Source organism: Paenibacillus lycopersici, assembly GCF_010119935.1.
GTDB lineage: Bacteria > Bacillota > Bacilli > Paenibacillales > Paenibacillaceae > Paenibacillus_Z > Paenibacillus_Z lycopersici.
This window is the reverse complement of the sequence record NZ_CP048209.1, coordinates 971,187-996,703: the sequence shown is the minus strand read 5'-3', so window position 1 is coordinate 996,703 and position 25,517 is coordinate 971,187. Positions and strand designations below refer to the sequence as shown.

Here is a 25,517-nt window from a genome sequence, read left to right as displayed (position 1 = left end):
TATGCCCCGCCGTCCCTCGCTTTGCCATGCCTTCAAGTTTAACATTTTCCAGATGACCGCACAAATGGCGCCCCAAACAAAGACCGGCCGGGGCGTCGATCGCGACGCTTCCGGCCAGCCGGGAATCGAATGCATATGCAGCTTGTACCCCGCCGCTTCTAGACGCCGACGATATGATACCCGTTATCGCAATAGATCACTTCGCCCGTAATGCCGCGCGACAGCGGGCTCAGCAGGAACATCGCCGTGTCGCCGACCTCGGAGGCGTCCGTCGTTCGGCGCAGCGGGGATTTCTCCTCGACCTGCCGCAAAATCGCGTTGAAGTCCTTGATGCCTTTGGCCGCCAGCGTCCGGATCGGGCCGGCGGAAACCGCGTTGACGCGGATGCCGTGCGGGCCGAGATCAGCGGCGAGGTAGCGGACGGACGCTTCCAGCGCGGCTTTGGCGACGCCCATGACATTATAGTTGCGGAGCGCGCGTTCCGCGCCGAGATACGTCATCGTCATGATGCTGCCGCCTTCGGTCATGAGCGGATATAACCGCTGGGCGACCGCCGTCAGCGAGTAGGCGCTGATATCGTGCGCAAGCGCGAAGCCGGCGCGCGACGTGTCGACGAACATGCCCTCCAGTTCTTCCGTCTTCGCGAACGCGATGCTGTGCACGAGGCCGTGAAGGACGCCGAAGCTCTCCCGGATCTGCGCCGCGAGCCCTTCGATCTCTTCGTCCGCCGTGACGTTGCACGGCAGCAGAATCGAGCCCGGAATCGTGTCCGCGAGCTTGCGCACCCGCTCCTCGACCCGCTCGCTCTCGTACGTGAACGCGAGGCGCGCGCCTTGCGCCGCCAGCGACTGCGCGATCGCCCAGGCGATGCTGCGGTCGTTCGCTACGCCCATCACGAGCATATTCTTCCCTGCCAATAAACCGTTCATTGAATCACAATCCTCTCCGCTTGAATGGTGGTGCCGATTCGGAAGTAGGACCAGGGTGCAAAAATGCCGAAATGACAGCGCTTCCTTTACCAAAAATAACGTAAGCGGCGCAAAAGATCAAGCCTTCGTTGAAGGCCGATCCTGCGCCGCCTGGCACTTCGTTATGAGCCGCTGCCGGCCGCTATATAATCTCGATGCTGCCGCCGTCGATGACGCGGACCGCCTCGCCTTCCGCCTCCAGCCGGCGCATGTCGTCCATCAGCCGCAGCAGCGCGGCGTCCTTCATCTTCGCTTCGATCATGACGTCGAGCCGCGGAACCGAGCCATTGATTCCCTGCAGGAAGCGAAGCAGCGGGCCGGCCTCGACGTTGTCCGCATGGCCGCGCGGGTCGCGTTCGCTCTTCGGGCTCGAGACATGCAGCTTCGGCGCGAGTGGCAGCGGCCGTCCATCGGGCCCGTTCCACGTGCGCAGGATGCGCGGCCACAGCTCGCCGTGCAGCGCCGCCTCGCCGTCGCCGCCGTCGTTGACCGCATGGTGGTGAATGTCGAGCACCATCGGCGCGCCGACGGCCTCGGCGGCCGCCAGCGTCTCGCGCGCGGTGAAGGTCTTGTCGTCGTTCTCCAGCGTCACGCGTTCGCGCAGCCTGTCCTCCAGCGCGCCGAACTGGCGGATGAACCGTTCCAGCGAGGCGGGCTTGTCCCCGTAAGCGCCCCCGACATGGATGTTGCACTTCGTGGACGGGTCAAGCCCCATATGCTCCAGCATCGCGACATGGTAATTCAAATCTTCGGCCGACTTGGCCAGCACTTCGGGCCGCGGCGTGCTGAACACGCAGAAGTGATCGGGATGGAACGACAGCCGCATGCCTTTCGCCTTGGCGTATCGCCCGATATCCGCGAACGCCTCTTCGAGCGCGGGATACGGGTTCCAGTCCTTGAACGCGTCATGCGTGACCAGCGGAATGAGCTTGGACGTCATACGGTACACGTAGATCTCATGGCCGACGCAATGCTTCATGATCCGCAGCGTCGTCCGCAGATTCTCTTCCGCGATCCGCTCAAGGCGCCGCAAGCCCGCCTCCCGGTCGTCCAGCTTGGCGAAATTGGCATACGTCATCGTCCTCGACGGGGATGTTTTCTCCAGCAGCACGCTCATCGCCACGAACCCGAAGCGGACGATCATCCCTGCTGATCCCCGAAGAACATTTCGTACGCGAGCGCCGTCTGCACGCGCGCTTCTTCCTCCGTCAGCTTGCGCACGAGTTCCATCTCGACCTCGGTCACTTCCTCGCCCTGAAAATTGATTTCGGCGATGGACACGAGAATGCGCACGATAGCGATCGCTTCGTTCTCCGGGGTGTAGGCGATCACCTTCTGGCCGGTCGGGAAGACGCGGAAGCCGCTCTTGACCATCTTGCCGCGGCCGTATTCCAACAGCTCGTACAATTCCTGGTTGGACTTGAACTTGCAGACCGAATTAAACTCCGTTTGGAATCCCATGGAAACCCTCCTTAAGTGTTGCGTGCGAAGCCCGCAGCCGGAAATCCGGCAAGACGGCAACAGCCTGCATCGGATGCATATGCTCGTACGACGCCGCTGCTGCTGGGTTCATCCGGCAGCCCGTGAAACCAACCCGTGGATGATTCCCCGATTCCCGATACTGCCCCTGATCCCAAGAGACCTTGCAAGCAGGCCGCTGCTTAGCATATGACGGTGCTGCAGCTTACGAACCCAGTTAACGCTAATCCCTCATATCGGCTGTCTTCTGCAATGCAACGAATCCCAGCGTCGCTATTCGGCCAATCAGCCCTGCATCCGAGACGTTGTCGCCGGAATAAGGCGTTTCAGATTCCTTGCCTTGTTCCTGACGGTCATTTCGTCCGTATAAGGCGCGTACGGTTCGTAAAACTCTCGCAGAGCCGCAAATTGCAGTGCAGCCCGTTCACGCGCCAGAAGCAGAAAATCCGGCTTGATCTTAAGCCGGATCTCCTCCGCCATAATCGATGCGCTGCTTCTCGGCATGGCGTTCGATCGCCAGCTGAATCAGCGTATCCAGGAGCTGCGCATACGGCACGCCGCTTTCCTTCCACATGAGCGGGTACATGCTGTAAGGCGTAAAGCCCGGCATCGTATTCACTTCGTTGATGAACAGCTGGCCGTCTTCCTTGCGCAGGAAGAAATCGACGCGCGACAGTCCCGAGCCGTCGATCGCCTGGAACGCGCGGACCGCCATCTCGCGCACCGCCTCCGACACTTCCGCGGGAACGTTCGCCGGGATATGCATCATCGACTTGCCGTCGATGTACTTCGCTTTATAATCGTAGAACTCGCTGGACGACGTGATCTCGCCGACGACGGAAGCCCGCGGCTCGTCGTTGCCGAGCACGCTCACCTCGATCTCGCGCGCGTCCACGAACTCCTCGACGATGACCTTGCGGTCGTAGCGCAAGGCGAATTCGACGGCCGCGACCAGCTCCTCGCGGTTGCGCGCCTTGGAGATGCCGACGCTGGAGCCGAGGTTCGCCGGCTTGACGAAGCAGGGATAGCCGAGCGCCGTCTCGATTTCCATGATGAAGAACGACTGCTCCTTCTCCCACTGCGTCCGGTTGAAATACCGGAAAATGCACTGCGGCAAGCCTTCCTGGGCGAATACCTTCTTCATCGTGATCTTATCCATGCCGACCGCGGAAGCGAGCACGCCGGCGCCGACGTACGGAATGTTCGCCATCTCGAAGAGCCCTTGAATCGTGCCGTCTTCGCCGAACGTGCCGTGCAGCAGCGGGAACACGACGTCAAGGCCTGCCCCGTCGCCGGCGGCTTCCGCGACATTGTTCGCCGCCGACGTGGCGGAGGCGATCCGCACTTCGGCCGGCACGGCCGATACCGACGCCGCTGCCGGCGCGCCGGCGCGGGGCGCTTCTTCGTCGTCCGCACCGCCGCCGAACACCGGCATAAGCGCATCCATGCCGACGACCGCGTCTTCGTCCGCAAGCCGCAGCACGGCCAAATCGGACGGCGGCGCTAGGAGGGTATCCCCCGAGCGCCATTCGCCCGATTTTGAAATATAGAAAGGTTGGATTTCGTATTTGTCGTAATCAAAAGCCTTCATGACCGCCAAGGCCGTCTGCAGCGAAACTTCATGCTCGCCGGAGCGTCCTCCGTAAACCAGTCCTACGCGCACTTTCTCCCCCATGATTCAATCCTCCGGTTACGTATAAATTTCCCACACAGGCGGGTTGTCATTCCACTGGGCTTGAAGCGCATCCGGGTGAACCGGCTGTCGCCTTCCTTCCGGCGGCTCAGCGCGTTTCGTTCCGAAGAAATACAAGACGATGGCAAGACGGATCGTAAGTCACGCCTGTAAATCAAAACTCATCCGCGATATGGAAGAACCGGTACTTGGTGTTCTCCGTCCATGCGTAGGAATCCTGATAATCCCAGTAGCGGTGTCGGCTGGGCACCGTATTCGCGTTGACCAGCGGCATGCCCGCCGCATCGAACGCGGTCACGATCGTGCTGTGCTGAAACCGGTTGTCGCCGCTCCAGTCGTAGATAATGACATCGCCGAGGGCGAGTTGATCCGCCGAATCGACGACCGTAGCGCGCAGCGCCGACGAATGCGGCGCCGACAAATATTGCTGCAGCGCATTGGCCACGGCCCAGCTGTAGCTCCAATTTTCCCGGCCGCCGCTAAACCCGCGGTACCACCAGCCGGAAGCCCTTTTACCAGTATAGTTCATCGGCCCATTGCCTGCAAAGAGACACTGGGAGATGAAGTTCGTGCAATTGACCTCGAAGTTCTCGTAGGCGGGATTCGGCTCGTTCCACCAGCGGTCGGCATAGGCGGCGGCCAAATCGCGGCGGTAGCGAATTCCCGCGCGGCCATGTTTGAAAAACGGCAAAACATCATAATTTATATAAGGTATGGACTGCGGCTTGCTCTCCGCGGCCAGCGCCTGCTCGTCGGCGAACCCGCCGCCGTGGCCGGAATAGGACGAGCTGAACCGCGGCCGGCGCTCGGAGACGATCGGCTCGACGCGGGCGATGACGTAGTCGGCGCCCTCGGCTGCCAGCCACAGCCGCTCGCGGTCGAAGCGTTCCTCCAGGTACGTGCGCCCATGATGCTCGATCGTCCGTTTGACCCGCAGCTCGATCAGCACGGAAACCTCGGAGAGCGTGCCGGACTCGCTGACGCGCAGCAGCTCGGCGCTCGTCTCGCTCCGGGAGGGGAGAATGCCGCGCAGCAGCTCTTGCTCGCGCAAGCGGGCGAGCCGCCGGCCGAACCGGGACATGTGGTCGCCGTCGGCGATGACAGCCTCGAACGGAGCGGAATAGCGGTCGATCTCGGCTTGATTGTACAGCTTCACGTAACGGTGAATGGCGGCCTTCCAGCCTTCCGATCTGGCGGCGTTCGGCGGTTCCCCGCCCTCCCGCGCAAGCATGGCGCTGCCCGGCCTGCCCGCCCCGTGCAGCCGCACGGACGGCGCCGGCGCGCGGCCCGGCTTGCCGGCCGAGCTTCTACTATTCGTTACCGATTTGCCTGTTCCGGGTCGTGTTCGCGATCGCGGCACCTGGATCCCTCCCGCACGTCCGTTTAATGGAATCATGTTAATGGTCATGTTAACGGAATCATGGATTATCCTCCCGGCTCGCGGGCGGAACCTTGCTGGTTCATTCTATGAGCAAAGCTGCCTTTTCATGTGAATTAACGCTCACTGCTCGTTCGGGCGCGAAGCCTCCGGCATCAGGCGGGTCTGTGCCGCGGACGACGGCGGGCAGCTGCCAGCGGCACGGAAACAGGCGGAATATCCGCGCTTCAGGCGATATTTGGTCTTTCCTATTTGCGCGAAAAACGCTATACTTGGAGTATGATTTGTTTTTGAAATCGTGTTTCACAGAATGAAACTCAACACGCAATCAAGGAGGCGCGAAACGCAATGGCAAAGCAAAACGAGTACTCCGTCCGCGAATCGCTGTCGGTCGGCGGCAAGCAGTTCGCTTACTACCGTCTGGACGGACTGGAAGAGCAAGGCCTGGGCAAGATCTCGAAGCTCCCATTCTCCATCAAGGTGCTTCTCGAAGCAGCCGTTCGTCAATTCGACGGACGCGGCATCACGAAAGAACACGTCAAGCAGCTGGCAACTTGGGCTGACGGACGCGAAGACAAAGAAATTCCTTTCATTCCTGCGCGTATCGTCCTGCAGGACTTCACGGGCGTGCCGGTCGTCGTCGACCTGGCGGCCATGCGCGACACCGTGAAGAAATCGGGCGGCGACCCGAAACAAATCAACCCGCTCGTGCCGGTTGACCTCGTTATCGACCACTCCGTCATGGTCGACGCGTTCGGCACGCCGGACGCGCTGGAGTACAACACGAACATCGAATTCAAACGCAACGAAGAGCGCTACCGCTTCCTTCGCTGGGCGCAAACGGCATTCGAGAACTTCCGCGCCGTGCCGCCGGGCACGGGTATCGTTCACCAAGTTAACCTGGAGTATCTGGCATCCGTTGCCGCTACGAAGACCATCGACGGCGAAACGGTCGTATATCCGGACTCCCTCGTAGGCACGGACTCCCACACGACGATGATCAACGGTCTCGGCGTCGTCGGCTGGGGCGTCGGCGGCATCGAGGCGGAAGCCGGCATGCTCGGCCAGCCGCTGTACTTCGTCACGCCGGAAGTTATCGGCTTCCGTCTGACGGGCAGCCTGGCAGAAGGCGCAACGGCAACCGACCTCGCGTTGACGGTTACCCAAATCCTGCGTAAGAAGGGCGTTGTCGGCAAGTTCGTCGAATTCTTCGGCCCTGGTCTGTCCAACATCAGCCTGGCTGACCGCGCGACGGTAGCCAACATGGCTCCAGAGTACGGCGCAACCGTCGGCTTCTTCCCCGTCGACAGCGAAACGCTGAACTTCTTGCGTTCCACCGGCCGCGAAGAAGAACAGATCGCGCTCGTTGAAGCTTACTATAAGGCACAAGGCATGTTCCGCACGGACGACACGCCTGAACCGGTCTTCTCCGACATCGTCGAACTCGACCTGTCCACGATCGTTCCGTCCCTTGCGGGTCCGAAGCGTCCGCAGGACCGCGTCGAGCTGACGGCGATGAAAGACGCGTTCAACGGCATCATCCGCACGCCGATCGACAAAGGCGGCTACGGTCTGTCCGACAACCAAATCGATCAAGTCGTCGAAGTGAAGCACAACAACGGCCAAGTGAGCAAAATGGGCACGGGCGCCGTCGTTATCGCGGCCATCACCAGCTGCACGAACACCTCCAACCCGAGCGTTATGCTGGGCGCGGGTCTCGTGGCGAAGAAAGCCGTCGAGCGCGGCCTGAAGAAACCGGCTTACGTGAAGAGCTCCTTGACGCCGGGCTCCCTGGTCGTTACGGACTACTTGACGAAGTCCGGCCTTCTCGATCCGCTCGAGCAGCTCGGCTTCTACGTGGCCGGCTACGGCTGCGCAACCTGTATCGGCAACTCCGGTCCGCTGCCGGACGAAGTCAGCAAAGCGATCGCCGATAACGACATGACGGTCGCGGCCGTCCTGTCCGGCAACCGGAACTTCGAAGGCCGCGTGCACGCGCAGGTCAAAGCCAACTACCTGGCATCGCCGCCGCTTGTCGTCGCTTACGCCCTTGCCGGAACGGTCAACATCGACCTGTCTTCCGATCCGATCGGCTATGACGGCAACAACGAGCCGGTGTACCTCAAAGACATCTGGCCGACGTCCAAAGAGATCGCCGACGCCATCGCGACGGCCATGAGCCCGCAGATGTTCCGCGACAAGTACGAGAACGTGTTTACGCAGAACGAGCGTTGGAACGCGATCGACGTACCGACTGGCGAAAGCTACGAGTGGGACGCGAAATCGACGTATATCCAGAACCCGCCGTTCTTCGAGAACCTCGGCTCCGATATCGGCGACATCGAAGACATCAAGAGCGCAAGCGTACTGGCGCTGCTCGGCGACTCCGTCACGACGGACCATATCTCTCCAGCGGGCAATATCAAGACCGACAGCCCTGCCGGCGAATACCTGATCAAGCACGGCGTCGACAAAGCGGACTTCAACTCCTACGGTTCGCGCCGCGGCAACCACGAAGTCATGATGCGCGGCACGTTCGCGAACATCCGGATCCGCAACCAGGTTGCTCCCGGCACGGAAGGCGGCGTAACGACTTACCTGCCGACGGACGAAGTGATGTCCATCTACGACGCATCGATGCAGTATCAGAAGAACGGCAAGAACCTCGTCGTTATCGCCGGCAAAGAATACGGTACGGGAAGCTCCCGCGACTGGGCGGCGAAAGGCACGTTCCTGCTCGGCGTGAAAGCCGTTATCGCCGAAAGCTTCGAGCGTATTCACCGTTCCAACCTCGTGGGCATGGGCGTACTGCCGCTGCAGTTCACGGAAGGCCACAGCTGGAAAACGCTGAACATCACGGGACGCGAAACGTTCGACATCGTCGGCCTGAGCAACGACGTACAGCCGGGTCAAACGGTTACCGTCGTCGCCACGCGCGAAGACGGCACGACGTTCGAATTCCCTGCCAGCGTACGTCTGGACTCCCTGGTCGATGTCGACTACTACCGGAACAGCGGTATTCTCCAAACCGTGCTCCGTCAAATGATCGCGGCTAACGCGAAGTAAGATTCGCTCGCCAAGCCCCGCTGGAACGCTAGCTCGCCAGCGTAAAAAAGACCCGCTCTTCATCGCGAAGAGCGGGTCTTTCTGCATGCGATTTTGCTTACGGTTTCGGTCCATCGTGCGTATGACTTCGTGCGATTGCCGGAGCTCTGTATTAGAGCTGCCCGGTCCTGGAGCTGACATCCTTCAGTTTCCGAAGCATGCCGAAGAAGTTTCGCGCGTATTTGGCGCAGGAGAAATTCGCTTTGATATGCGCTTCCGCCTTATCGATGATCGATTTGCGCAAAGGGAGGTCGCTCATCAGCGACTCCGCCTCCGCGCAGGCCTGGCTGATGTTGGCTCTGGCATACAGCTTGCCGGTCGCGTTATGCTCCAGGAACCTGCGGATGCCGTCGGAATCGGTCGTCAGCACCGGGCAGCGGCACAGCATCGCTTCCGCGACGGCATAGCCGAACCCCTCGAGGATGGACGTCGACAGCAGCAGCCCGCCGGAATCCCCGATGATCGAGAAATAATCCGCCATCTGCTCATGCGGCACGTTCGCGTGCATGATCAGCTTGCGCCGCAGCTGCAGGCCGTCCACCCATTTGTCGAACATCGCCTTCTCCTTCGGTTCGCCGAGGCTCGGATCGCCGAACATCCAGAGAAAGCCCTCCGGATGCCGGTTCAATACACGCGCGCCGATCAGCAGGAAGTCCCGCCAGTTTTTGTTTTCCTCGATCCGCCCGACCCATCCGAAGATCGGGAAGGGCTTCGGGGGATAGGCGGCGTAGCCGAAGTCCACCGTATCCAGCGGATCGTCGAAGCAGAAGTGGGGAATGCCCGGCAAATACCCCGGCAGCAGCCGCTTCAGATGGCCCGTCTGCGGATAGAGCACCGCGTCGGCCGATTGCAATACGAGGGCAGCGATATGCTGCAGCGCCGAGGTGGCCATCTCCAACGTCCCCAGCCCTTGAATTTCGAAGACGAGCAGTCCGCGATAGCCGATCCTGCGCATTAGCGTGAGCAGCATCACGTCGGTGCAGACCACGATCGCATCGTACCGTTCGCGCTCGATCAGCCGCCGGATGGCCGCTTCGTCATTCATGATGAAGGTCGGGATATCTTTAATGTTCTTGCGTCCTTCGCCGTCGATGGAATACAGCAGGTGGCACTCCGCCTTCCATGCGCTTAACGCTTTGCAGCGAATGCGGTTAAGCGTCTCCATCCCGCCGCTCGGATTGAAGAACGTAAACAGCAGTTTCATAGCGGATCACCCATCGTCGTATAATGCGATTTGATATAGTCGATGAGACTTTGCCTGCGGAACAGCTCATCGCTAATGCCGGGCTTCGGATTCGCTTCCGGAGTGGCATGGCGATAGCCAAGCTGCGTATGATCGGGGATATAGTAGTCGGACACCACCAGGGGCGGCGCTTTCCGCAGCTCGTCGTACATCAGCGTTAGATCCATCGCGTCCTTGAACAGGTCCGGGCCGAGCACGAGGCAGTAGGACGTCTGCACCATCTGAACGGCGTGCAGCAACGCCGTCGGCCCGCTCATATTCGGGAACCATTTGAAATCCGTCATCGGATGCGAGATCGCCGACAGCTCGGCCGTAACCCGCATATCCGGCGACAGATCCAGAACATAGCATATATAGTTATTGAAGGCTTGCTCATACAGATTCTCGATCCGTGCGATCGTCTCCGCATTCGACGTCTTCAGAGGGTATAAGATCGTTATGTCCGGCACGCTCCCTCTACGCATCCGCGCCTTAAGTCTGGCCAGGTGATACGTATACCGCCATTTGCGGTGCTGGGCAATCGTATGCAGCGATGCCGGTACGCCGAACGCGGAATTCACGCGGTAATCGACGAGCTCCACGGGAATATATTTCATTGCGCAATGCTCGGTAAGACGAAGCCAATAATCGTAATCCTCGACCGGCGACAGCTCGTAACCGTCGATCAACCGGGCATACTTGGATTTGTACATGAACGACACGCCGACCAGCGAGGAATCGAGCAGCTTCTCCGCCGGCTGGGCTTGGTATTGCCGCTGAACGGCCAGCATTTGCTCGTCATTGAGCGGCCGGCCTACATCGTCGATGCTTTGAAACGAGCTGAATACGAGTCCCAGCTCATCCGGCCCTTTCGCCAGCGCGCGGCGTAGCGTCTCGAGGAATCTCGGATCGTAGACGTTGTCGCTGGAAACCCATGTCAAATAGTCGATGCCGGGACTGTCCAGCAGCTGCCGGAAGCCGGTATTGAGCGCAGCCGCAACGCCTAGATTCACGGCATGCGAGACGACTGTCGCCCGCCGGTCGCCGTTCAAATAGCCGCGAACGAGCGTTTCCATCTCCGGAGCGCCGTCAATGACGATGATCAGCTTGAAATCGCGGAACGTTTGCTTCAGCACAGAATCGAGCGCCGCCCCGAGGAAGGCGGGCTTTTGCTTATATACAGGCATTACTATCCCTAAATCGGCCATGTTGCCGCTCCTTCCGCCGTAACCATCCTGTACTAATGTATGGGAATGACAGGCGTTTGCTTGTGCGGCTATCCTGTGAGGCGTTCGATTCCGCGATTGGCCGCCGCCTATCCGCAGCGCATACCAAAAAAGCCTGACGAATCCCACTCTATTTCGATTACGGGCGCGCCTCCCGGCGGCTATATCGGGGTATGGATGAGCACGCAGCCTGTCGGTACTCAGAACATCTTCGCAGGGTACTCCGACCATATCATCACGCCTTGACGGCTAATCCACCATCCGCGCGGCAAACAGAAAGAGCGTGTTCTTGGGCATCGTTAGCCCGGAACACGCTCTTTGTTACGCCATGTTATGGTAGTTACGCGCTATGCAGCTTCGCAAGCCGGTAAGAGATTCGAATGTGATTCGGAATGATACGCTTTACGGACATGGTACTGGGTACGCTGTACAGGCAAGGAAACGGACATGTTGCCTGGACGAGGTGCGCTGTACGGATACGCACAAGATCACAGGTAAGGTCAAGCACAATGTCGTGGGCAAAATCTCGGGCGGGGTCACGTAAGATCACGCGTAACGCCACGGGCATGGGCAAGAATTACTTCAGCATGGAGCCGAGCCGCCGAGCCGCTTCCATGACGGCAGGCGCGTGCTCGCGCATCTTCTCCGGCGTCAGCCGGTTCGACGGGCCGGACACGGAGAGCGCGGCAACCAGCTTGCCCGTACGCGAGAAGACCGGCGCAGCCACCGCGGCGGCTCCCTGCTCGCGCTCCTCTACGCTGGTCGCGTAGCCGAGGGCGCGCCATTCCGCGAGCTGCTCGCGGTATTGCTGCCGGTCGAAGAACGCCGGCCAGGACTCATCCTGCAGCAGCTCCTCGCACTTGGCCGGTTCCTCGAAGGCGATCAGCACTTTGCTGGACGCTCCTACATAGAGCGGCAGCCTCATGCCGATCGGCGCGACCCGGCGGATCGCCTGGATGCTCTGCACGGCCTGGATGCGAATCCGCTCATTGCCGTCGCGCAGATAGAGGCTGACCGTCTCGCCGAGCATGTCGCGCAGCCGCTCCATCTCCGGCAGTCCGATGACCGCAGGATCGTCCGCGCCCGACATATTGGCCGACAGCTCCCAGATGCGCAGGCCGAGCCGGTAGCGGTCCGATGCCGGATCACGCGCCACGAATCCCCGCTGTTCGAGCGTAGCCAGCATGCGATGGACGGTGCTCTTGTGCAGGCCGACCTGTTCGGCCAGCTCCGTCATTGCCCATTCTTTCCGTGCGGTAAAACAAAGCAATAAATCAAGCGCGCGTTCAACGGCGCGAACCGTTGATTTGCCATCCTCCGCCACAGCTCTCTCCCCCAATCAGGTTTCATGCAGTGAAACTTAATTACACCCAGTATAACGTAAACCGGTCTATCCGGTAAAGCGCCCGTCCTTATTTTACAGCCGCGTTACAGAAGCGTAACAAGTTGTCGACATACGTTGACAGGCCGGCCAATCCGCCATAACATAGGAATACAGAACTAATAGGAAGCGCTTACAATTTAATTTTTTAAAGTCGTTCGACTTTTTTCTAGTATTGCCGTTTCGACCCTCCGTCGCCGGTCCGCTTGCAGGCGCGACGGACGGCATTCGCCAACGATGCACTTCACCGAGGGGGTTACTATCATGAGCACGACGATCACACCGATGCATCCGGCCGGAGGCCTTACTCCCGGCCTTCTTCCTCCTTATACCCCCGCGCCCGCTCCCGTAGAGCAAGCCGCGGCCGGGAATCGCCGCAGGCATGCCGCGCTCGCGGTGCTGTCCGCCTTCGTCGCGCTGCTGCTCTTCGTGACGCTGGCCTTTCACGGCTATGTCGCCTGGGTCATCGCGCATCCATACGTGCCTGCGCTGACCACGAACCCGCTCGATGCCAAAGGGCTCGCCTACAGCGATGTCGCCTTCCCGAGCCAAAGCGGCCGCACGATCGTTCACGGCTGGTACATTCCGGCGGCATCCGGCGCCGCGGCCGGCAGTTCGGCAGCCGGCGATGTCCATGCCGCAAGCGCCTCCGGCAAGGTCGCGTCCGCCGATAGCGGGAACGTCTCCGCCGGTCATGCCGGTCAGGCCGCTTCCGGCTCAGGCAAGCCTGCGGCAGCGGCGCAAGACCTCGCTGCTCCGGCTCAGGCGCAGTCGAACCGCACCGTCGTCTTCAGCCACGGCTACGGCGCGAACCGCGAGGAAACGTGGGTGCCTATGTATGATTTGGCCGAGCTGCTGCACGGCCTCCATTATAACGTCTTCATGTTCGATTACGGCTATGCATCCTCCGGCAAACGTACGCCCGCCACGGGCGGGCAAGAGGAGTCCCAGCAGCTGTTAGCCGCCGTCCAATACGCGCGCTCGCAGGGCGCCGGCGAAGTCGTCGTCTGGGGGTTCTCGATGGGCGCCGGAACGGCGCTGCAGGCCGCGCTGCAGACGAACGGCACCGACCGCATCGATGCCATGCTGCTCGACAGCCTGTTCCTGCCCAGCTCCGACTCCATGTATAACAATGTCCGCCAATACTTGAAGGACATTCCGCGTTACCCGTCGATGCCGCTCATTACGTGGATGCTGCCGTTCTTTACCGGCGTCCAGCTGGATCATCTGCCGGTGAAGCAAGTGATGCAGACGGATTACAAGATGCCGCTCTTCATCATGCACGGTACGGACGACGCCATGGCTTCCGTGTCCACCGCGGAGGCGATCGCTTCCGACCAGCGCAACGCGCTATCGCGCAGCTGGGTCGTGCAGGGCGGCAAGCATGAGCTGCTGTTCCGAATGCATCCGAAGGAGTACATCCAGCGCGCCGCCTTGTTCCTCAGCCAGGTCGATGCCGCGTATCAAGCCCAGAGCGCATGAATAAACGTAAAGGCCCGCGATGCGGCCGCCGAATCCGGCGGTCCGCATCGCGGGCCTTTGTATTGCAGGGCGCCGCTTTATTGCTTAAGCAGCGACAGAAACTCCGAACGAAGCGCCGGACTCGTGCGGAAGTCGCCGCGAACGGCCGACGTTACCGTCTTGCTGCCCGGCTTCTTCACGCCTCTAGCGCACATGCACAGATGCTCGCCTTCCACGACGACCATGACGCCATGCGGCTGCAGCACCTCTTCCATTATGTCCGCGATTTGCGACGTAATCCGCTCCTGCACCTGCAGGCGGCGCGTGATGGCCTCGACCAGCCGCGCCAGCTTGCTCAGCCCGGCGATTTTGCCGCTCGGAATGTAGCCGATATGCGCCTTCCCGAAGAACGGCGCCATATGATGCTCGCATTGGCTGTAGTACACGATATCGCGTACGATGACCAGCTCTTCGTGCCGTTCGTCGAAGGTCACGCCAAGCACGTCGCGAGGATCGACGGCGTAACCCGCGAAGATCTCCTCGTACATGCGCGTTACGCGCGCCGGCGTTTCCAGCAAGCCTTCACGATCGACGTCTTCCCCGATCAACCCGAGAATTTGCTGAATGTGATACTCGATTTTCTCCCGATTATCCGAAACGTGTGTGTTGACGTAGTCTTTCATTCCCGCCATCTGCGCACCGTCTCCTTTCCCTAAACCGTTAGGCTGCGGAAACGGTTATCTCCGTTTGCCCGGGCGCTGCTGTTGGTTCTTCATCATGCTTTGCGCCTTTTGCAGCTGTTGGTTGTTCATGTTATAGCCCATTTGCTTTGCCATCTTCTTCAGCATTTCCGGATCGTTCTGCATCTTCTCCAACTGCTTGCGGAGATAGTAAACGCCTACGAAAAAGCCCGCGACGGCGCCGACGATGAGCGTAATGATCGAAATAATGACCGTCCACATACCCGTTCACCTTGCCTTGTCTCATATAGTCATATTGGTCTCTATAATAGCATGCGGAAGCATATGTTCGCAATCAATCAAGTAGACGCGGTCAGACCGTCCAGCGCCGCGTCGATCGCCTCGAGCACCGCCGCGTCCCGCTCGCGCTCCCTCGCTCCCGAGAGCACGGCGAAGGACGCTTCGCCGCCGATACGCCCGAGCGACCAGGCCGCGGTCGCCCGCAGCTCGAAGCGCGGGTCGTCCCGCAGCACGCCTTCGAGCGCGGGAATAGACGCTTCGTCCTTGAAATTGCCGAGCGCGATGACGGCATTGCGCTGGATCGGCTTGCGGCCGCGCCAGGCGGACGCATTGGAGCCGTAGCGCTCCTTGAACTCGCGATTGCCCATCGTCAGCAGCGGCACGAGCAGCGGCTTCACAAGCTCGTTGTCCGGGGCAAGCTCCGGATGATGCGACGCGTGCTTCCCTTTGTTCTCCGGGCAGACGATCTGGCATGTATCGCAGCCGTACAGGCGGTTGCCGATTTTGCGCATCAGCTCGTCCGAGACGAGTCCTTTCGTCTGCGTTACGTACGAAATGCACCGCTGCGCGTTAAGCTGCCCGGGCGCGACGAGCGCATCCGTCGGACAAGCGTCGATGCAGACCGTGCAGTCGCCGCAGCTTTCGGTCACCGGCTTGTCCGGCGGCAGGGGCAAATTCGTGATCATCTCCCCGAGATAGACCCAGGAGCCCCATTCCGGCGTAATGATGGCGCAATTGCTGCCGGACCAGCCGATGCCGGCACGCAGCGCCACGGCGCGGTCCGACAAGGCGCCGGTATCCACCATGCTGAGGAAGCGTCCTTCCGGCACGCGCTCCCGCAGCCAGCTTTCAAGTCGCCGCAGCCGCTCCCGCAGCACCGTATGATAATCCTCGCCCCAGGCGGACCTGGCCAGTATGCCCCTTCTTGCCCCGGGCTCGGATTTGGGCGGATCTTGCAGCTTGGACGGATAGGCGATTGCAATCGCGATAATGGACCTCGGGTCGTCGAACAGCAGCGCCGGCTCCGTCCGCTTATTCAGATCGGGCTCCTCGAATCCCGACTCGTAGCCCAGCTCCCGGTGCCGTTCCAGCCACGCCTTCAGTTCCGTGAACGGCTCGGCGGAAGCGACGCCGATCTTGTCGATGCCGAGTTCTTTCGCCGCAGCCTTCATGTCGTCTTTCACCTGCTGCCAATCCTGTACGCTGCCGCCGATCAAATTCGGCACCTCCCTTCCTAACCCGTCACAAATGCGCCCAGCGCGTGATCGGCCATAGAATCAAGTCCGCCCGCCCGAGAATCGCGCTGCGCGGCACGGCTTGGAACGCGCGGCTGTCCCGGCTTGCTCTCGCGTGCCGGTTGTCGCCCATGATGAAATAATGCTCCGCCGCCACGGTGACCGGCCCGAAGTCGGGATCCTCGACCAATACGTCCGTATACGGCTCCACGACAAGTTCGCCGTTGCGATACAGCTCGCCCTGCCGAATCTCGATCCGGTCGCCGGGACCGCCGACGATCCGCTTGACGAGGTACTCTTTGCGAACCGCGCCTTCATCCGGGTCTTTCACGATAACGACGTCGCCGGTTCGCGGCGAACCGAGCCGGTAGCTGATTTTATTGACCATCAGCCACTCTTTATCGTCGAGCGTAGGCTGCATCGACTGGCCCTTCACCGTCGAGAGACTGAATACAAAATAATGCATGCACAGCACGACAACGACGGCGACGATCAGCGTGCGCACCCAGTCCCGGACCTCTGCCAGCCATGGCGGCAGCCTCCGGCCCTCTGCCGGCTTCGAGGACGGGGAACGTTCCTGCTTCGCTCTTACGGGTGCCGTCCTGCTCCTGCGCGGTCCCAAAGCCGCTTGTTCGATTTCCTGCGGTGTTTCGCTTCCCCGACCCGGACCCGTATTCATTTGTCAGCTACACCTCGCCCGTTTGTTTATCCCACGCGTCGTAATACGACATAATAAGATGGTCGTCGAACGGAGCTTGTCCGTTCTGCGCGCGGTGGAGCAGCGCCTTGAGCCCCTCCATTACTTTTCGGTTGACTTCCTCCGAATAATGATAGGCGATCTTGTGCAGCTCGTACTCCTCCTGATCCACGACCTGCGCCTTGCCGCCGCGGGGAACGATGACGTCGAGATCATAATCGATATACGTGAGCACATCGTTCTGGAAGAAGAGCGGCGAAGCCACGTTGCAGTAATACCGGACGCCTTGCTCCTCCAGCAGGCCGACTACGTTGAACCACTCGCCTGGAATGAAGAAGGATACCGCCGGGACTCGGCTGATCCACTGTTTGCCGTCCGCTTCCTGGATCGGGGTCTGACGGTTGATGAAGACGAGCATCGATTCCGCGGCGTGTTCCGGGGCCAGCTGCTCCGAAGGCACCAGCCAGTTTTCCAGCCACATCCGGTGCAAATGCCCATTGTTCTTGAAGCTCTTAATGACACAGGGCCGATAGGTTGTCATAAGCAATACTCCTACGCAGACATCATTTCTAGAACGCATGTCGTGCCTTGATGAATGATTATTTATTATTCCAATATTGACGGGTATTCTTTCCTATAAGTTAAGAAAAGCATATCTGTGCGCCAAAAGCAATGACGGCAGATATGCTTGTCTGGAGTGAAACCGATCGTGAAGATGGAAGCCGGGGATTATTACCCCGCGACAATGCTCAGCTTCTGGAAGGAACGGAAAAAATCCGCCGCGACATAGCCGAGCGATTCATAAAGCGATAGGATGGGTTCGTTATGCTCGTCCGCCGTAATCATAATCTTGGTCACGTTCCGCTGCACGAAACGCTGCCGAAGCGAGGCAATCAGCTTCTTCCCGATGCCTTGGCGTTGATAATTCGGATGCACGGCAATGCGGTAATAGTACCCACGGCCATTATCAATCGTGCCGATCATAATGCCTGCGATTTCGCCGCCGACGGAAGCGACCAGCACCAGTTCGCTGTCCCAGGACAACTGGCGGGCGAATGCTTCCATCGTCTGCTCATAACATTCTTCCGACAAAACGGTTTGCAGCAGCTCGGTTACAGGTCGATAATCGGCTAATTGAAAAGATCGAACGTCCATATCTTTAAGCTCCTCTTCAAACGCAGTATGAATTGATAAACTTACGATTTACTAATGATGGACTAACGAATTTTTTAGGTAAAATTAATAATACGACAAAATCATCTGAAATCCTTCTTAAACCTTTAAAAAAGCTTAAAAAATTTCGAAAATCTCCATTATACTATTGAAAGCGCTTTATTGCAATCGTTTACATATAGTACTTTCTACATAGCCGATGGCTACACGGCAAAAGCGGCTTGCATGGTTTGTAGCCCAAGCCTATGCAAGCCGCTCTTTATTTTTAACCTTTGCGCTTCTCCGTTTCCATCAGTGCGATGATCTTCAACGAATCGAGCTCATCCTTGGTGAACCGATCCGTCAATTGCTGCTTCATCGACTCTTTCTCCGTTTCCGACATGCCGCCGTTAACCTTCGATGCCATGTCCTTCAGCTCCCTGACCGAGAACTTGTTCATCACCAGCTTGATCGCTTCGTTTTTGTTTTTGACCACCATCTTCTTGGCTGGCGCGGACGCTCCTTGCGACTCCTGGGCGCCGCTTCCTTGTTCCCCTGCGTCTCCTTGCTTCGCCCCGAGCAGCTGCTTCACGTCATTCGCGTTCAGACTGCTCTCGATCATACGCTTCACGTCGGGATCGGCCAGCATCTGGTCGACTTCCTTCGTATTCATCACCTCGTCCGCCAACTGATCCATGATTTTATTGCCGATCAAATGATAGGCATACTTATAGCCGGCAAATCCGATGCCTGCGACTAATATCAGAATTGCGATCCACTTCTTCATCACGTAAACCTCCCGGTCCAAACTGTATTTCAAACCGATACTACTGTAGTTTCGTGCCGACAATTTCTTGCCTATTTCAGCTTTATTCGACACGCATTGGTATGAAAATAACCTCGAACTGCATGTTCGAGGCCTTATGTCTTTGCCTATTTCATAATACCGGTTGCCGATTCCCGTTCGGGGCTTGCCGACCGCAGCTTCGCCCAAATCCCCCGGTGCATGCTGAACCGTACGCAAAGCCCGGGCGGAAGCTTCCGGTATCGTTTCCCGAGCTGGAACCCGATAAACTTTGCGGCCGCGTCAGCCGCCAGCCTCGGGATCCACAGCCAGCGCCGGCTGCGGATGACGGCCCTCAACTGCTGACGGACCAGATTCGATCCCGCCTTCCCGACAGCTGCATACGGATACACCCATTCGTTGTCCCGCATGGATACCCCATTGTCGAAATACCGTCTGAACTGCTGCATGATCGTGTAATGATGCGAATGGATGACCCGCGCCTCGGCCGCATAGCGAACGGCATAGCCGTTCAATACGCAGCGCGCCGCGAAGAAGAGGTCTTCATTGAACAGCACCGGCGCATCGAATTGACCGAGCTCGTAGAATACGGATTTCCTGTACGCCGCGCATACGTTCGAACAGAAGAACGTTTTGATGCCGAGCTCGGGAAGATCCTTTCGTTCCTTACGCCTCGAGACCGGCGGGTAGTTGCTCTCCCTGGCCATGCGTTCGAGCATGTCAGCGTCTGCCCTCGCCAATTGCCGCGCATATGCGCAAGCCGTGTTCTCGTCGGCATACAACGCTTCTAGCAGGTTCTCTATCAGGTACGCATCCTCCGGACATGCATCCTGTGTCATGAAGAGCAGCGTATCGCCTGCAGCCTGCTGCGCCGCGGCGTTGCGCGTCCCGCCGTGATCGAAGTTCGCCTTCGCAATCGGAATGACGCGCGCGCCAGCAAGACGGGCCGTCTCCGCCGTTCCGTCCGTCGAACTGGAATCGATAACGATGATTTCCTGCGGCGGCCGAGATTGGTTGTGAAGCCTGCCAAGCAGCTGTTTGAAATCGGGACCTGCATTATACGTCGGAATAATAACAGAAACGCGATGATCCGGATTAATAGGCATTTTTATTCAGCAAACCTTTCGTTACCGTCCGTACGATTATCCGCAAATCGAAGAAGAAGGTCCAGTTCTCGATATAGAAGAGATCATGCACGATCCGATCTTCAATGGACGTATCGCCGCGAAGGCCGTTCGTCTGCGCCCAGCCGGTGATGCCCGGACGAATATGATGCTTCACCATGTATTTCGGAATGTCTTCTTTGAATTGCTCCACGAAGAAAGGCCGTTCCGGCCGCGGTCCGACAACGCTCATATGACCGGCGAGCACATTGAAGAATTGCGGCAGCTCGTCGATGCTCGTCTTCCTCAGAAACGTACCGAACCTGGTCCGCCGCGGGTCGTTCTCCACCGTCCACTGCGTGTCGGCGGTCTTCTGATCGAAGACATGCATGGAACGGAACTTGTACATCGGAAACGTCCGGCGATCCAATCCGACCCGCTCTTGTTTGAAAATGACCGGTCCCGGCGACGTCAGCTTGATTCCCACGTATGCCACGATCATCAGCGGCGATGTCGCAATAATGGCCAACAAGGAGAAAGCAATGTCGAATATCCGTTTCAGAAGCTGATTGCTGAGCTCGTCCAGCGGTACATCCCTGACGTTAATGAGCGGGATTCCGGCGAAATTATCAAAAAACGGACGCGCCGGCAAAATGTCGAAGAAATCCGGGATAATGAGCGTCTTGACGCCCGCGCGTTCGCACTTGTCGATAATGAAGGCGTATTTCTTGTATGCCTTGAGCGGCAGGGCGATAATGACTTCGTCTATGGTATGGCGCGTCAGAACGACATCCAGATCGTCGATCTTGCCGAGAATCGGCTTGTGCGCGCGGTGCTCGTCTTCATGCTTGTCCATGTAATCGTCCAGGTAGCCGATGACGCTGTAACCTAGACCAGGGTTCTGCTCTATGCTGTCATGGAAGCTGCGGCCGACCGAGCCGGCCCCGAGAATGAGTATGTAACGTTTATTGTAGCCTCTTCTCCTGATGCGGGACAGTACCTCTTTCACGGTGAAACGGTAGATACACAAACATAGAATATTTACGAATAAATAGAGTGCCAGAAACTCTCGGGAAATGTGTACTTCCTTTAGGATATAGAGCATGCTCAGCAAGCCTAAGAAGCTTAACAATTGAACCTGAATGATCTTCATCGCTTCATAAGACAAGCTTTTCCTCCGCCTCGGCGCATAGAAACGGACATAAAAGCCGATCAGAATCGCGGTCAGGGAATATACGGTTGCCCACATGATATATGTTCTAAATGGAAGAGTAGGCTGATATGGCATTATTTCGCTTTTAAACTTTAACCAATACGCGGCTAAGAAGGTTAAGAGCGTGCACAGTAGATCCGCAAATACGTAAATCTGAGTCAAGAAACGCTGGTTTTGTCGGATCATAGCATCACTCCTAATCTTGAAATGTCATATCAATTCTTATTGTATCAAATAATGACGGGTCATCCAACAATGCAATAAACAACTATAGATTCCATATACAAGAAACTTATTGCTGAAGCCGTGACCCTACTGTACTTTTTTCGTCTCAAGCAAATGTTTCAGCGCCTCCTGCCAAGGTCTGAATTCAGCAAAACCATACCTTCTGATAGCTGCATGGTCCATGACGGAAAAAGCCGGTCTTGTTGCAGGGCGAGGAAATTCAGCTGTCGAACAAGGCTCAAGCCGTACCTGGTTCAGACCGCATTCCTGCAAGATGGCTTGAGCAAACTCGTACCATGAGCAAGCACCGCTATTAGAGGCATGGTAGATGCCATAATGTTCGGTTTGTATGAGTTGTAATAGAAAATTCGCGAGATCGAGCGTATACGTCGGCGAACCGAATTGATCGTTCACCACTTGTAACCTATCTTTTTCTTTGGCAAGCTTGCGTATCGTTTTCACGAAATTTTTCCCGTATTTCCCGAACACCCATGAAGTACGCACGATAAAATGTTCCATGATTATCGACCGAACTTCTGATTCTCCTGCCAGCTTGGAATCGCCGTATACGGTTAGCGGATTGACCGGGTCCTGTTCTTGATAGGGCGTTGATGCACAGCCATCGAACACATAATCCGTACTCACATAACAGAGCTTGGCCCCGATCGCTTTCGAAGCTAGCGCCACGTTGCGCGTCCCCTCCGCATTAATACGAAAGGCTTCTTCCGGCTCGGATTCCGCTTTGTCGACAGCCGTATAAGCAGCACAATGAATAACCGCATCGGGCATATAGTCGGCTATCACCGCTTGACACTGCGCCAAATTCGTAATATCCAGCCTCTCACGCCCAAACCCGCTTATTTCAACCATCAAACGATCACCCAATTGTACGATCTCCTGACCAAGCTGACCGTTCGCCCCCGTTATGAGAATCTTAAGCTTGTTATTCTTTCTCATATCCGACCGCTCCGATATGTACCTGCATGCACAGACGCCATCCAATCCTCGTGATCCAAGTACCATTGAATCGTTGACTTCATTCCGGATTCATAATCGTACTTCGGCGTCCAACCTAGCTCCGAACGGATCTTGGAGGCATCGATGGCATATCTTCGATCATGGCCTAGGCGGTCTTGAACGAAAGAGATGAGCGATTCCGGCTTGCCGAGCGCTGCCAAGATCGATTTCACGACTTGCAAATTATTGCGTTCATTATTGCCACCGATGTTGTATACCTCTCCCGCTCTTCCCTGGCGAAGGACAAGATCGATAGCACTGCAATGATCTTCGACATACAGCCAGTCGCGAACATTCAATCCATCGCCATAAACGGGCAACGGCTTGTCTTGCAGCGCTTGCTGGATCATAAGCGGGATCAACTTCTCCGGAAATTGATATGGCCCGTAGTTGTTTGAACAACGCGTAATATTGACGTTCATGCCATAAGTTTCGTAATATGCGCGCACAAGCAGATCGGCCCCCGCCTTACTGGCGGAATATGGACTGTTCGGCGCAAGCGGGGTATTCTCGGTAAAGAGCCCCGTACTGCCGAGCGAACCGTACACTTCGTCCGTCGATACCTGTACAAACTTAGCGACTCCGTATTGTCTGGCCAAATCAAGAAGGGTTTGAGTCCCTACAACATTGCTTTGCACAAAAATACCGGGGTCAGCAATGCTGCGATCAACATGTGACTCGGCTGCAAAATTGACTACCGCATCGAACCCTTGCTTCAATATCGACTCCATAGCAAGCCGGTCGGAAATATCAGCTCTACTAAAACAATACTGCGGGTCCTGTTCCAATGCCGCCAAATTCATCGGATTCCCTGCATAAGTCAAGGAATCAACATTATGGATCCGGAAATCCGGGAATTCACGCCGCATATAGTGAATAAAATTACTTCCTATAAAGCCGGAGCCTCCCGTAACGAGAATCCTCAATTGTCCCCCTCCTCGTACAAGAAATTCACATCTACGGACCGGAAAAGAGGATGGGTTCGATCTTTGTCAGATAAAATTGGAGCCTCGTACGGCCAATGGATAGCCAGCGTCGGATCGTTCCATATAATTCCCCTATCGTGCTCAGGCGAATAATACTCATCTACTTTATATTGCACTTCCGTATGAGGCTCTAATGTGCAGAACCCGTGTGCAAAACCTTTGGGGACAAATAACTGCCGTTTGTTCGTTGACGAAAGTGTAAAACCTTCCCATTGTCCGAAAGTAGGCGAACCTTGTCGCACATCCACGACTACGTCGAAAATAGAACCCGTCGTTACACGAACTAATTTGGCTTGCGCCTTTGGGCCGATCTGGAAATGAAGCCCCCGTATGGTTCCCTCTTTTACGGATAGCGAGTGGTTATCTTGAACAAAGTCGACTTGTATACCATGATGGCGGCAGACATCCCGATTATAGCTCTCCATAAAAAAGCCTCGATCGTCCTCAAAAATCATCGGTTCGACTAATTTCACACCCGGCAACGATGTTTCTCGAACCATCATGTTGCTATACCTCCTCAAAATGGCTTCCATTCATCCCTCGAATTCTTCACCAAGTATAATATCCTTGGCCAACTCATTGGCTACCCCCAACGATTGAATCGTTCCTGCGTCGGTCCACCAACCTGGAAGAATATCGAATTTCAAAGCTTGATTCTCAATATAATGGTTGTTCACATCGGTAATTTCCAATTCGCCGCGGCGAGATGGCTTTAACGTCCGAATAATGTCAAATACGCTGGAATCAAACATGTAAATCCCCGTTACTGCATAGTCACTAATAAATTGAGTAGGCTTCTCAACAATCTCGGCAATGACATCGCCTTTAAGCAGCGCAACTCCATATCTGTTTGGATCGGGCACCCTCTGAAGGAGAATCTTGGCAGACTGTCTCTCAACACGGAAACTATTAACGTACCCCGATATATCATGCGAGAATACGTTATCGCCCAAGATTACAACCATTTGGTCTGCCCCTACGAAACGCTCTGCTAATCCAAGCGCTTGCGCGATTCCACCTGCCTCATCTTGCACCTTATAAGTGAATGACACAGCGAATTTGCTTCCGCTCCCAAGAAGACCAACAACATCCCCCATGTGGTCCTTACCGGTGACAATTAAAATATCGGTAATACCGACCGATTTCAACTTGGCAATGGCATGATAGATCATAGGATACCGACCTACAGGCAAGAGATGCTTATTCGTAACTTTAGTAAGAGGAAGTAATCTGGAACCGGTCCCTCCAGCTAGTATGATTCCTTTCATGGTTATGTACCCCCTTGTTGAAAATCAACTAGACTTCACTCGCAACTGATCAAAAACGTCTTGTAAGTAAGCTACCAACTCCTGCCTAATATCCGGCCTCTGGAGCGCAATGTCGATAGTTGTCTTAATAAAACCTATTTTCTCTCCCACATCGTAACGCGTTCCTTTGAATTGATAGGCTAGAACATCCTCATATTGTACTAAACGTTGAATGGCATCGGTTAATTGAATTTCGCCGCCCGAGCCGACACCCTGATCCCCTAATAAATCAAAAATCATTGGAGTCAGGATATACCGTCCCATAATTGCGTTGTTGGAGGGCGCCACTTCCTTGACCGGCTTTTCTACAAGTGAATGAACTTGAAATAAATCGTCTCTAATTGAAGTACCCGAAACAATCCCATAGCGTGATACTTCATTGTCTGGAACGGGTTTAATACCTACAATCGAGCTTTGATAATGTTCAAATAATGCGATCATCTGCTTTAAGCATGGTTCTTCTGCCTCTACGATGTCATCCCCCAGTAAAACAGCGAAGGGCTCATTGCCAATAAATTTGCGGGCGCACCAGATAGCATGTCCCAGCCCTTGAGGCTCTTTCTGACGAATGTAATGGATATCCGCCATATAGGAAGATTTTTGAACTTCATCAAGCAGTTTATACTTGCCTGATGCCCTCAAAACCTCTTCTAGTTTGAAATTGCTGTCGAAATGATCTTCGATTGCTCGCTTCCCTTTACCTGTTACGATTATAATATCTTCAATTCCAGACGCCACTGCTTCTTCAACAATATATTGAATGGTTGGTTTATCCACGATCGGCAGCATTTCTTTCGGCATCGCCTTCGTAGCTGGCAGAAACCTGGTTCCAAGACCCGCGGCAGGAATGATTGCCTTTTTTATCTTCATTGGCGCCTTATCCT

Annotated in this window: 25 protein-coding genes; 2 read left to right on the top strand and 23 right to left on the bottom strand. The window is 56.7% G+C overall.

The window, feature by feature from the left end; all coding sequences use genetic code 11:
- Window positions 1–158 precede the first annotated feature (158 nt).
- The 6 genes from fabI to GXP70_RS04405 all read right to left on the bottom strand — a co-directional run bounded on the left by fabI (window position 159) and on the right by GXP70_RS04405 (window position 5,500).
- Window positions 159–929, bottom strand: a complete 771-nt coding sequence (fabI, locus tag GXP70_RS04430; RefSeq protein WP_162355356.1) for an enoyl-ACP reductase FabI — start codon at window positions 927–929, stop codon at window positions 159–161.
- A gap of 181 nt (window positions 930–1,110) precedes the next feature.
- A complete protein-coding gene (uvsE, locus tag GXP70_RS04425) occupies window positions 1,111–2,112 on the bottom strand; it encodes a UV DNA damage repair endonuclease UvsE (protein WP_162355355.1) in 1,002 nt (333 codons plus the stop codon).
- Window positions 2,109–2,429, bottom strand: coding sequence for a hypothetical protein (locus GXP70_RS04420; protein ID WP_162355354.1), 321 nt, complete (start codon window positions 2,427–2,429; stop codon window positions 2,109–2,111). Before GXP70_RS04420 ends, uvsE begins: the two co-directional genes overlap by 4 nt.
- 303 nt (window positions 2,430–2,732) lie before the next feature.
- Complete coding sequence (locus GXP70_RS04415; RefSeq protein ID WP_162355353.1) at window positions 2,733–2,927, bottom strand: hypothetical protein; 195 nt, start codon at window positions 2,925–2,927, stop codon at window positions 2,733–2,735.
- Window positions 2,905–4,122 carry a D-alanine--D-alanine ligase family protein gene (locus GXP70_RS04410; RefSeq protein ID WP_162355352.1) on the bottom strand — a complete coding sequence of 406 codons (1,218 nt, stop codon included), beginning with the start codon at window positions 4,120–4,122 and terminating at the stop codon, window positions 2,905–2,907. Before GXP70_RS04410 ends, GXP70_RS04415 begins: the two co-directional genes overlap by 23 nt.
- Window positions 4,123–4,294: 172 nt before the next feature.
- Window positions 4,295–5,500 (bottom strand): amidase domain-containing protein, encoded by a 1,206-nt coding sequence (locus GXP70_RS04405; protein WP_225442659.1) that lies wholly within the window; start codon window positions 5,498–5,500, stop codon window positions 4,295–4,297.
- A 366-nt stretch (window positions 5,501–5,866) separates the two neighbouring features.
- On the opposite strand from GXP70_RS04405, the gene acnA reads away from it, so the two are divergent.
- Entirely contained in the window at window positions 5,867–8,584 is a 2,718-nt protein-coding gene (gene acnA / locus GXP70_RS04400; protein ID WP_162355351.1) for an aconitate hydratase AcnA, read from the top strand.
- A gap of 151 nt (window positions 8,585–8,735) precedes the next feature.
- On the opposite strand, the gene GXP70_RS04395 is transcribed toward acnA, so the two are convergent.
- The 3 genes from GXP70_RS04395 to GXP70_RS04385 form a co-directional block, all read right to left on the bottom strand.
- Entirely contained in the window at window positions 8,736–9,827 is a 1,092-nt protein-coding gene (locus GXP70_RS04395) for a glycosyltransferase family 4 protein (RefSeq protein ID WP_162355350.1), read from the bottom strand.
- Entirely contained in the window at window positions 9,824–10,981 is a 1,158-nt protein-coding gene (locus tag GXP70_RS04390) for a glycosyltransferase family 2 protein (protein WP_263864096.1), read from the bottom strand. Before GXP70_RS04390 ends, GXP70_RS04395 begins: the two co-directional genes overlap by 4 nt.
- A gap of 667 nt (window positions 10,982–11,648) precedes the next feature.
- Window positions 11,649–12,395 carry an IclR family transcriptional regulator gene (locus tag GXP70_RS04385; RefSeq protein ID WP_162355348.1) on the bottom strand — a complete coding sequence of 249 codons (747 nt, stop codon included), beginning with the start codon at window positions 12,393–12,395 and terminating at the stop codon, window positions 11,649–11,651.
- 321 nt (window positions 12,396–12,716) lie between these two features.
- On the opposite strand from GXP70_RS04385, the gene GXP70_RS04380 reads away from it, so the two are divergent.
- A complete protein-coding gene (locus GXP70_RS04380; protein ID WP_225442658.1) occupies window positions 12,717–13,934 on the top strand; it encodes an alpha/beta hydrolase in 1,218 nt (405 codons plus the stop codon).
- Between the two features lie 77 nt (window positions 13,935–14,011).
- Here GXP70_RS04380 and folE read toward each other — a convergent pair whose 3' ends face one another.
- The 14 genes from folE to galU all read right to left on the bottom strand — a co-directional run bounded on the left by folE (window position 14,012) and on the right by galU (window position 25,503).
- Window positions 14,012–14,605, bottom strand: coding sequence for a GTP cyclohydrolase I FolE (folE, locus tag GXP70_RS04375; RefSeq protein ID WP_162355347.1), 594 nt, complete (start codon window positions 14,603–14,605; stop codon window positions 14,012–14,014).
- Window positions 14,606–14,650: 45 nt separating this feature from the next.
- Window positions 14,651–14,875 carry a YneF family protein gene (locus GXP70_RS04370; RefSeq protein ID WP_162355346.1) on the bottom strand — a complete coding sequence of 75 codons (225 nt, stop codon included), beginning with the start codon at window positions 14,873–14,875 and terminating at the stop codon, window positions 14,651–14,653.
- A gap of 77 nt (window positions 14,876–14,952) precedes the next feature.
- Complete coding sequence (gene queG / locus GXP70_RS04365; protein WP_162360285.1) at window positions 14,953–16,065, bottom strand: tRNA epoxyqueuosine(34) reductase QueG; 1,113 nt, start codon at window positions 16,063–16,065, stop codon at window positions 14,953–14,955.
- A gap of 70 nt (window positions 16,066–16,135) precedes the next feature.
- The gene (lepB, locus tag GXP70_RS04360; RefSeq protein WP_162355345.1) at window positions 16,136–16,807 is read right to left on the bottom strand and encodes a signal peptidase I; all 672 of its coding nucleotides are present in this window, start codon (window positions 16,805–16,807) and stop codon (window positions 16,136–16,138) included.
- 7 nt (window positions 16,808–16,814) lie between these two features.
- Window positions 16,815–17,366 carry a DUF402 domain-containing protein gene (locus tag GXP70_RS04355; RefSeq protein ID WP_162355344.1) on the bottom strand — a complete coding sequence of 184 codons (552 nt, stop codon included), beginning with the start codon at window positions 17,364–17,366 and terminating at the stop codon, window positions 16,815–16,817.
- 191 nt (window positions 17,367–17,557) lie between these two features.
- Window positions 17,558–17,980 carry a GNAT family N-acetyltransferase gene (locus GXP70_RS04350; protein WP_162355343.1) on the bottom strand — a complete coding sequence of 141 codons (423 nt, stop codon included), beginning with the start codon at window positions 17,978–17,980 and terminating at the stop codon, window positions 17,558–17,560.
- A 283-nt stretch (window positions 17,981–18,263) separates the two neighbouring features.
- Complete coding sequence (locus GXP70_RS04345; protein ID WP_162355342.1) at window positions 18,264–18,764, bottom strand: hypothetical protein; 501 nt, start codon at window positions 18,762–18,764, stop codon at window positions 18,264–18,266.
- 146 nt (window positions 18,765–18,910) lie between these two features.
- The gene (locus tag GXP70_RS04340) at window positions 18,911–19,888 is read right to left on the bottom strand and encodes a glycosyltransferase family 2 protein (protein WP_162355341.1); all 978 of its coding nucleotides are present in this window, start codon (window positions 19,886–19,888) and stop codon (window positions 18,911–18,913) included.
- Window positions 19,878–21,284 (bottom strand): undecaprenyl-phosphate glucose phosphotransferase, encoded by a 1,407-nt coding sequence (locus tag GXP70_RS04335; protein ID WP_162355340.1) that lies wholly within the window; start codon window positions 21,282–21,284, stop codon window positions 19,878–19,880. Before GXP70_RS04335 ends, GXP70_RS04340 begins: the two co-directional genes overlap by 11 nt.
- Window positions 21,285–21,410: 126 nt before the next feature.
- The gene (gene rfbD, locus GXP70_RS04330; protein ID WP_162355339.1) at window positions 21,411–22,280 is read right to left on the bottom strand and encodes a dTDP-4-dehydrorhamnose reductase; all 870 of its coding nucleotides are present in this window, start codon (window positions 22,278–22,280) and stop codon (window positions 21,411–21,413) included.
- A complete protein-coding gene (gene rfbB / locus GXP70_RS04325) occupies window positions 22,277–23,266 on the bottom strand; it encodes a dTDP-glucose 4,6-dehydratase (protein WP_162355338.1) in 990 nt (329 codons plus the stop codon). Before rfbB ends, rfbD begins: the two co-directional genes overlap by 4 nt.
- Window positions 23,263–23,829, bottom strand: a complete 567-nt coding sequence (rfbC, locus tag GXP70_RS04320) for a dTDP-4-dehydrorhamnose 3,5-epimerase (RefSeq protein ID WP_162355337.1) — start codon at window positions 23,827–23,829, stop codon at window positions 23,263–23,265. The genes rfbB and rfbC overlap by 4 nt, the downstream gene beginning before the upstream one ends.
- Window positions 23,830–23,859: 30 nt before the next feature.
- Window positions 23,860–24,594, bottom strand: coding sequence for a sugar phosphate nucleotidyltransferase (locus GXP70_RS04315; RefSeq protein ID WP_162355336.1), 735 nt, complete (start codon window positions 24,592–24,594; stop codon window positions 23,860–23,862).
- Between the two features lie 24 nt (window positions 24,595–24,618).
- On the bottom strand, window positions 24,619–25,503 hold the full coding sequence (galU, locus tag GXP70_RS04310; protein ID WP_162355335.1) for a UTP--glucose-1-phosphate uridylyltransferase GalU: 885 nt from the start codon (window positions 25,501–25,503) through the stop codon (window positions 24,619–24,621).
- Window positions 25,504–25,517: the final 14 nt, after the last annotated feature.

Coding starts and splice junctions, on each gene's coding strand:
- fabI (WP_162355356.1), bottom strand. CDS start 929: ATGAACGGTTTATTGGCAGGGAAGAATATGCTCGTGATGGGCGTAGCG.
- uvsE (WP_162355355.1), bottom strand. CDS start 2,112: ATGATCGTCCGCTTCGGGTTCGTGGCGATGAGCGTGCTGCTGGAGAAA.
- GXP70_RS04420 (WP_162355354.1), bottom strand. CDS start 2,429: ATGGGATTCCAAACGGAGTTTAATTCGGTCTGCAAGTTCAAGTCCAAC.
- GXP70_RS04415 (WP_162355353.1), bottom strand. CDS start 2,927: ATGGCGGAGGAGATCCGGCTTAAGATCAAGCCGGATTTTCTGCTTCTG.
- GXP70_RS04410 (WP_162355352.1), bottom strand. CDS start 4,122: ATGGGGGAGAAAGTGCGCGTAGGACTGGTTTACGGAGGACGCTCCGGC.
- acnA (WP_162355351.1), top strand. CDS start 5,867: ATGGCAAAGCAAAACGAGTACTCCGTCCGCGAATCGCTGTCGGTCGGC.
- GXP70_RS04395 (WP_162355350.1), bottom strand. CDS start 9,827: ATGAAACTGCTGTTTACGTTCTTCAATCCGAGCGGCGGGATGGAGACG.
- GXP70_RS04380 (WP_225442658.1), top strand. CDS start 12,717: ATGAGCACGACGATCACACCGATGCATCCGGCCGGAGGCCTTACTCCC.
- folE (WP_162355347.1), bottom strand. CDS start 14,605: ATGGCGGGAATGAAAGACTACGTCAACACACACGTTTCGGATAATCGG.
- GXP70_RS04370 (WP_162355346.1), bottom strand. CDS start 14,875: ATGTGGACGGTCATTATTTCGATCATTACGCTCATCGTCGGCGCCGTC.
- queG (WP_162360285.1), bottom strand. CDS start 16,065: ATGAAGGCTGCGGCGAAAGAACTCGGCATCGACAAGATCGGCGTCGCT.
- lepB (WP_162355345.1), bottom strand. CDS start 16,807: ATGAATACGGGTCCGGGTCGGGGAAGCGAAACACCGCAGGAAATCGAA.
- GXP70_RS04355 (WP_162355344.1), bottom strand. CDS start 17,366: ATGACAACCTATCGGCCCTGTGTCATTAAGAGCTTCAAGAACAATGGG.
- GXP70_RS04350 (WP_162355343.1), bottom strand. CDS start 17,980: ATGGACGTTCGATCTTTTCAATTAGCCGATTATCGACCTGTAACCGAG.
- GXP70_RS04345 (WP_162355342.1), bottom strand. CDS start 18,764: ATGAAGAAGTGGATCGCAATTCTGATATTAGTCGCAGGCATCGGATTT.
- GXP70_RS04340 (WP_162355341.1), bottom strand. CDS start 19,888: ATGCCTATTAATCCGGATCATCGCGTTTCTGTTATTATTCCGACGTAT.
- GXP70_RS04335 (WP_162355340.1), bottom strand. CDS start 21,284: ATGATCCGACAAAACCAGCGTTTCTTGACTCAGATTTACGTATTTGCG.
- rfbD (WP_162355339.1), bottom strand. CDS start 22,280: ATGAGAAAGAATAACAAGCTTAAGATTCTCATAACGGGGGCGAACGGT.
- rfbC (WP_162355337.1), bottom strand. CDS start 23,829: ATGATGGTTCGAGAAACATCGTTGCCGGGTGTGAAATTAGTCGAACCG.
- GXP70_RS04315 (WP_162355336.1), bottom strand. CDS start 24,594: ATGAAAGGAATCATACTAGCTGGAGGGACCGGTTCCAGATTACTTCCT.
- galU (WP_162355335.1), bottom strand. CDS start 25,503: ATGAAGATAAAAAAGGCAATCATTCCTGCCGCGGGTCTTGGAACCAGG.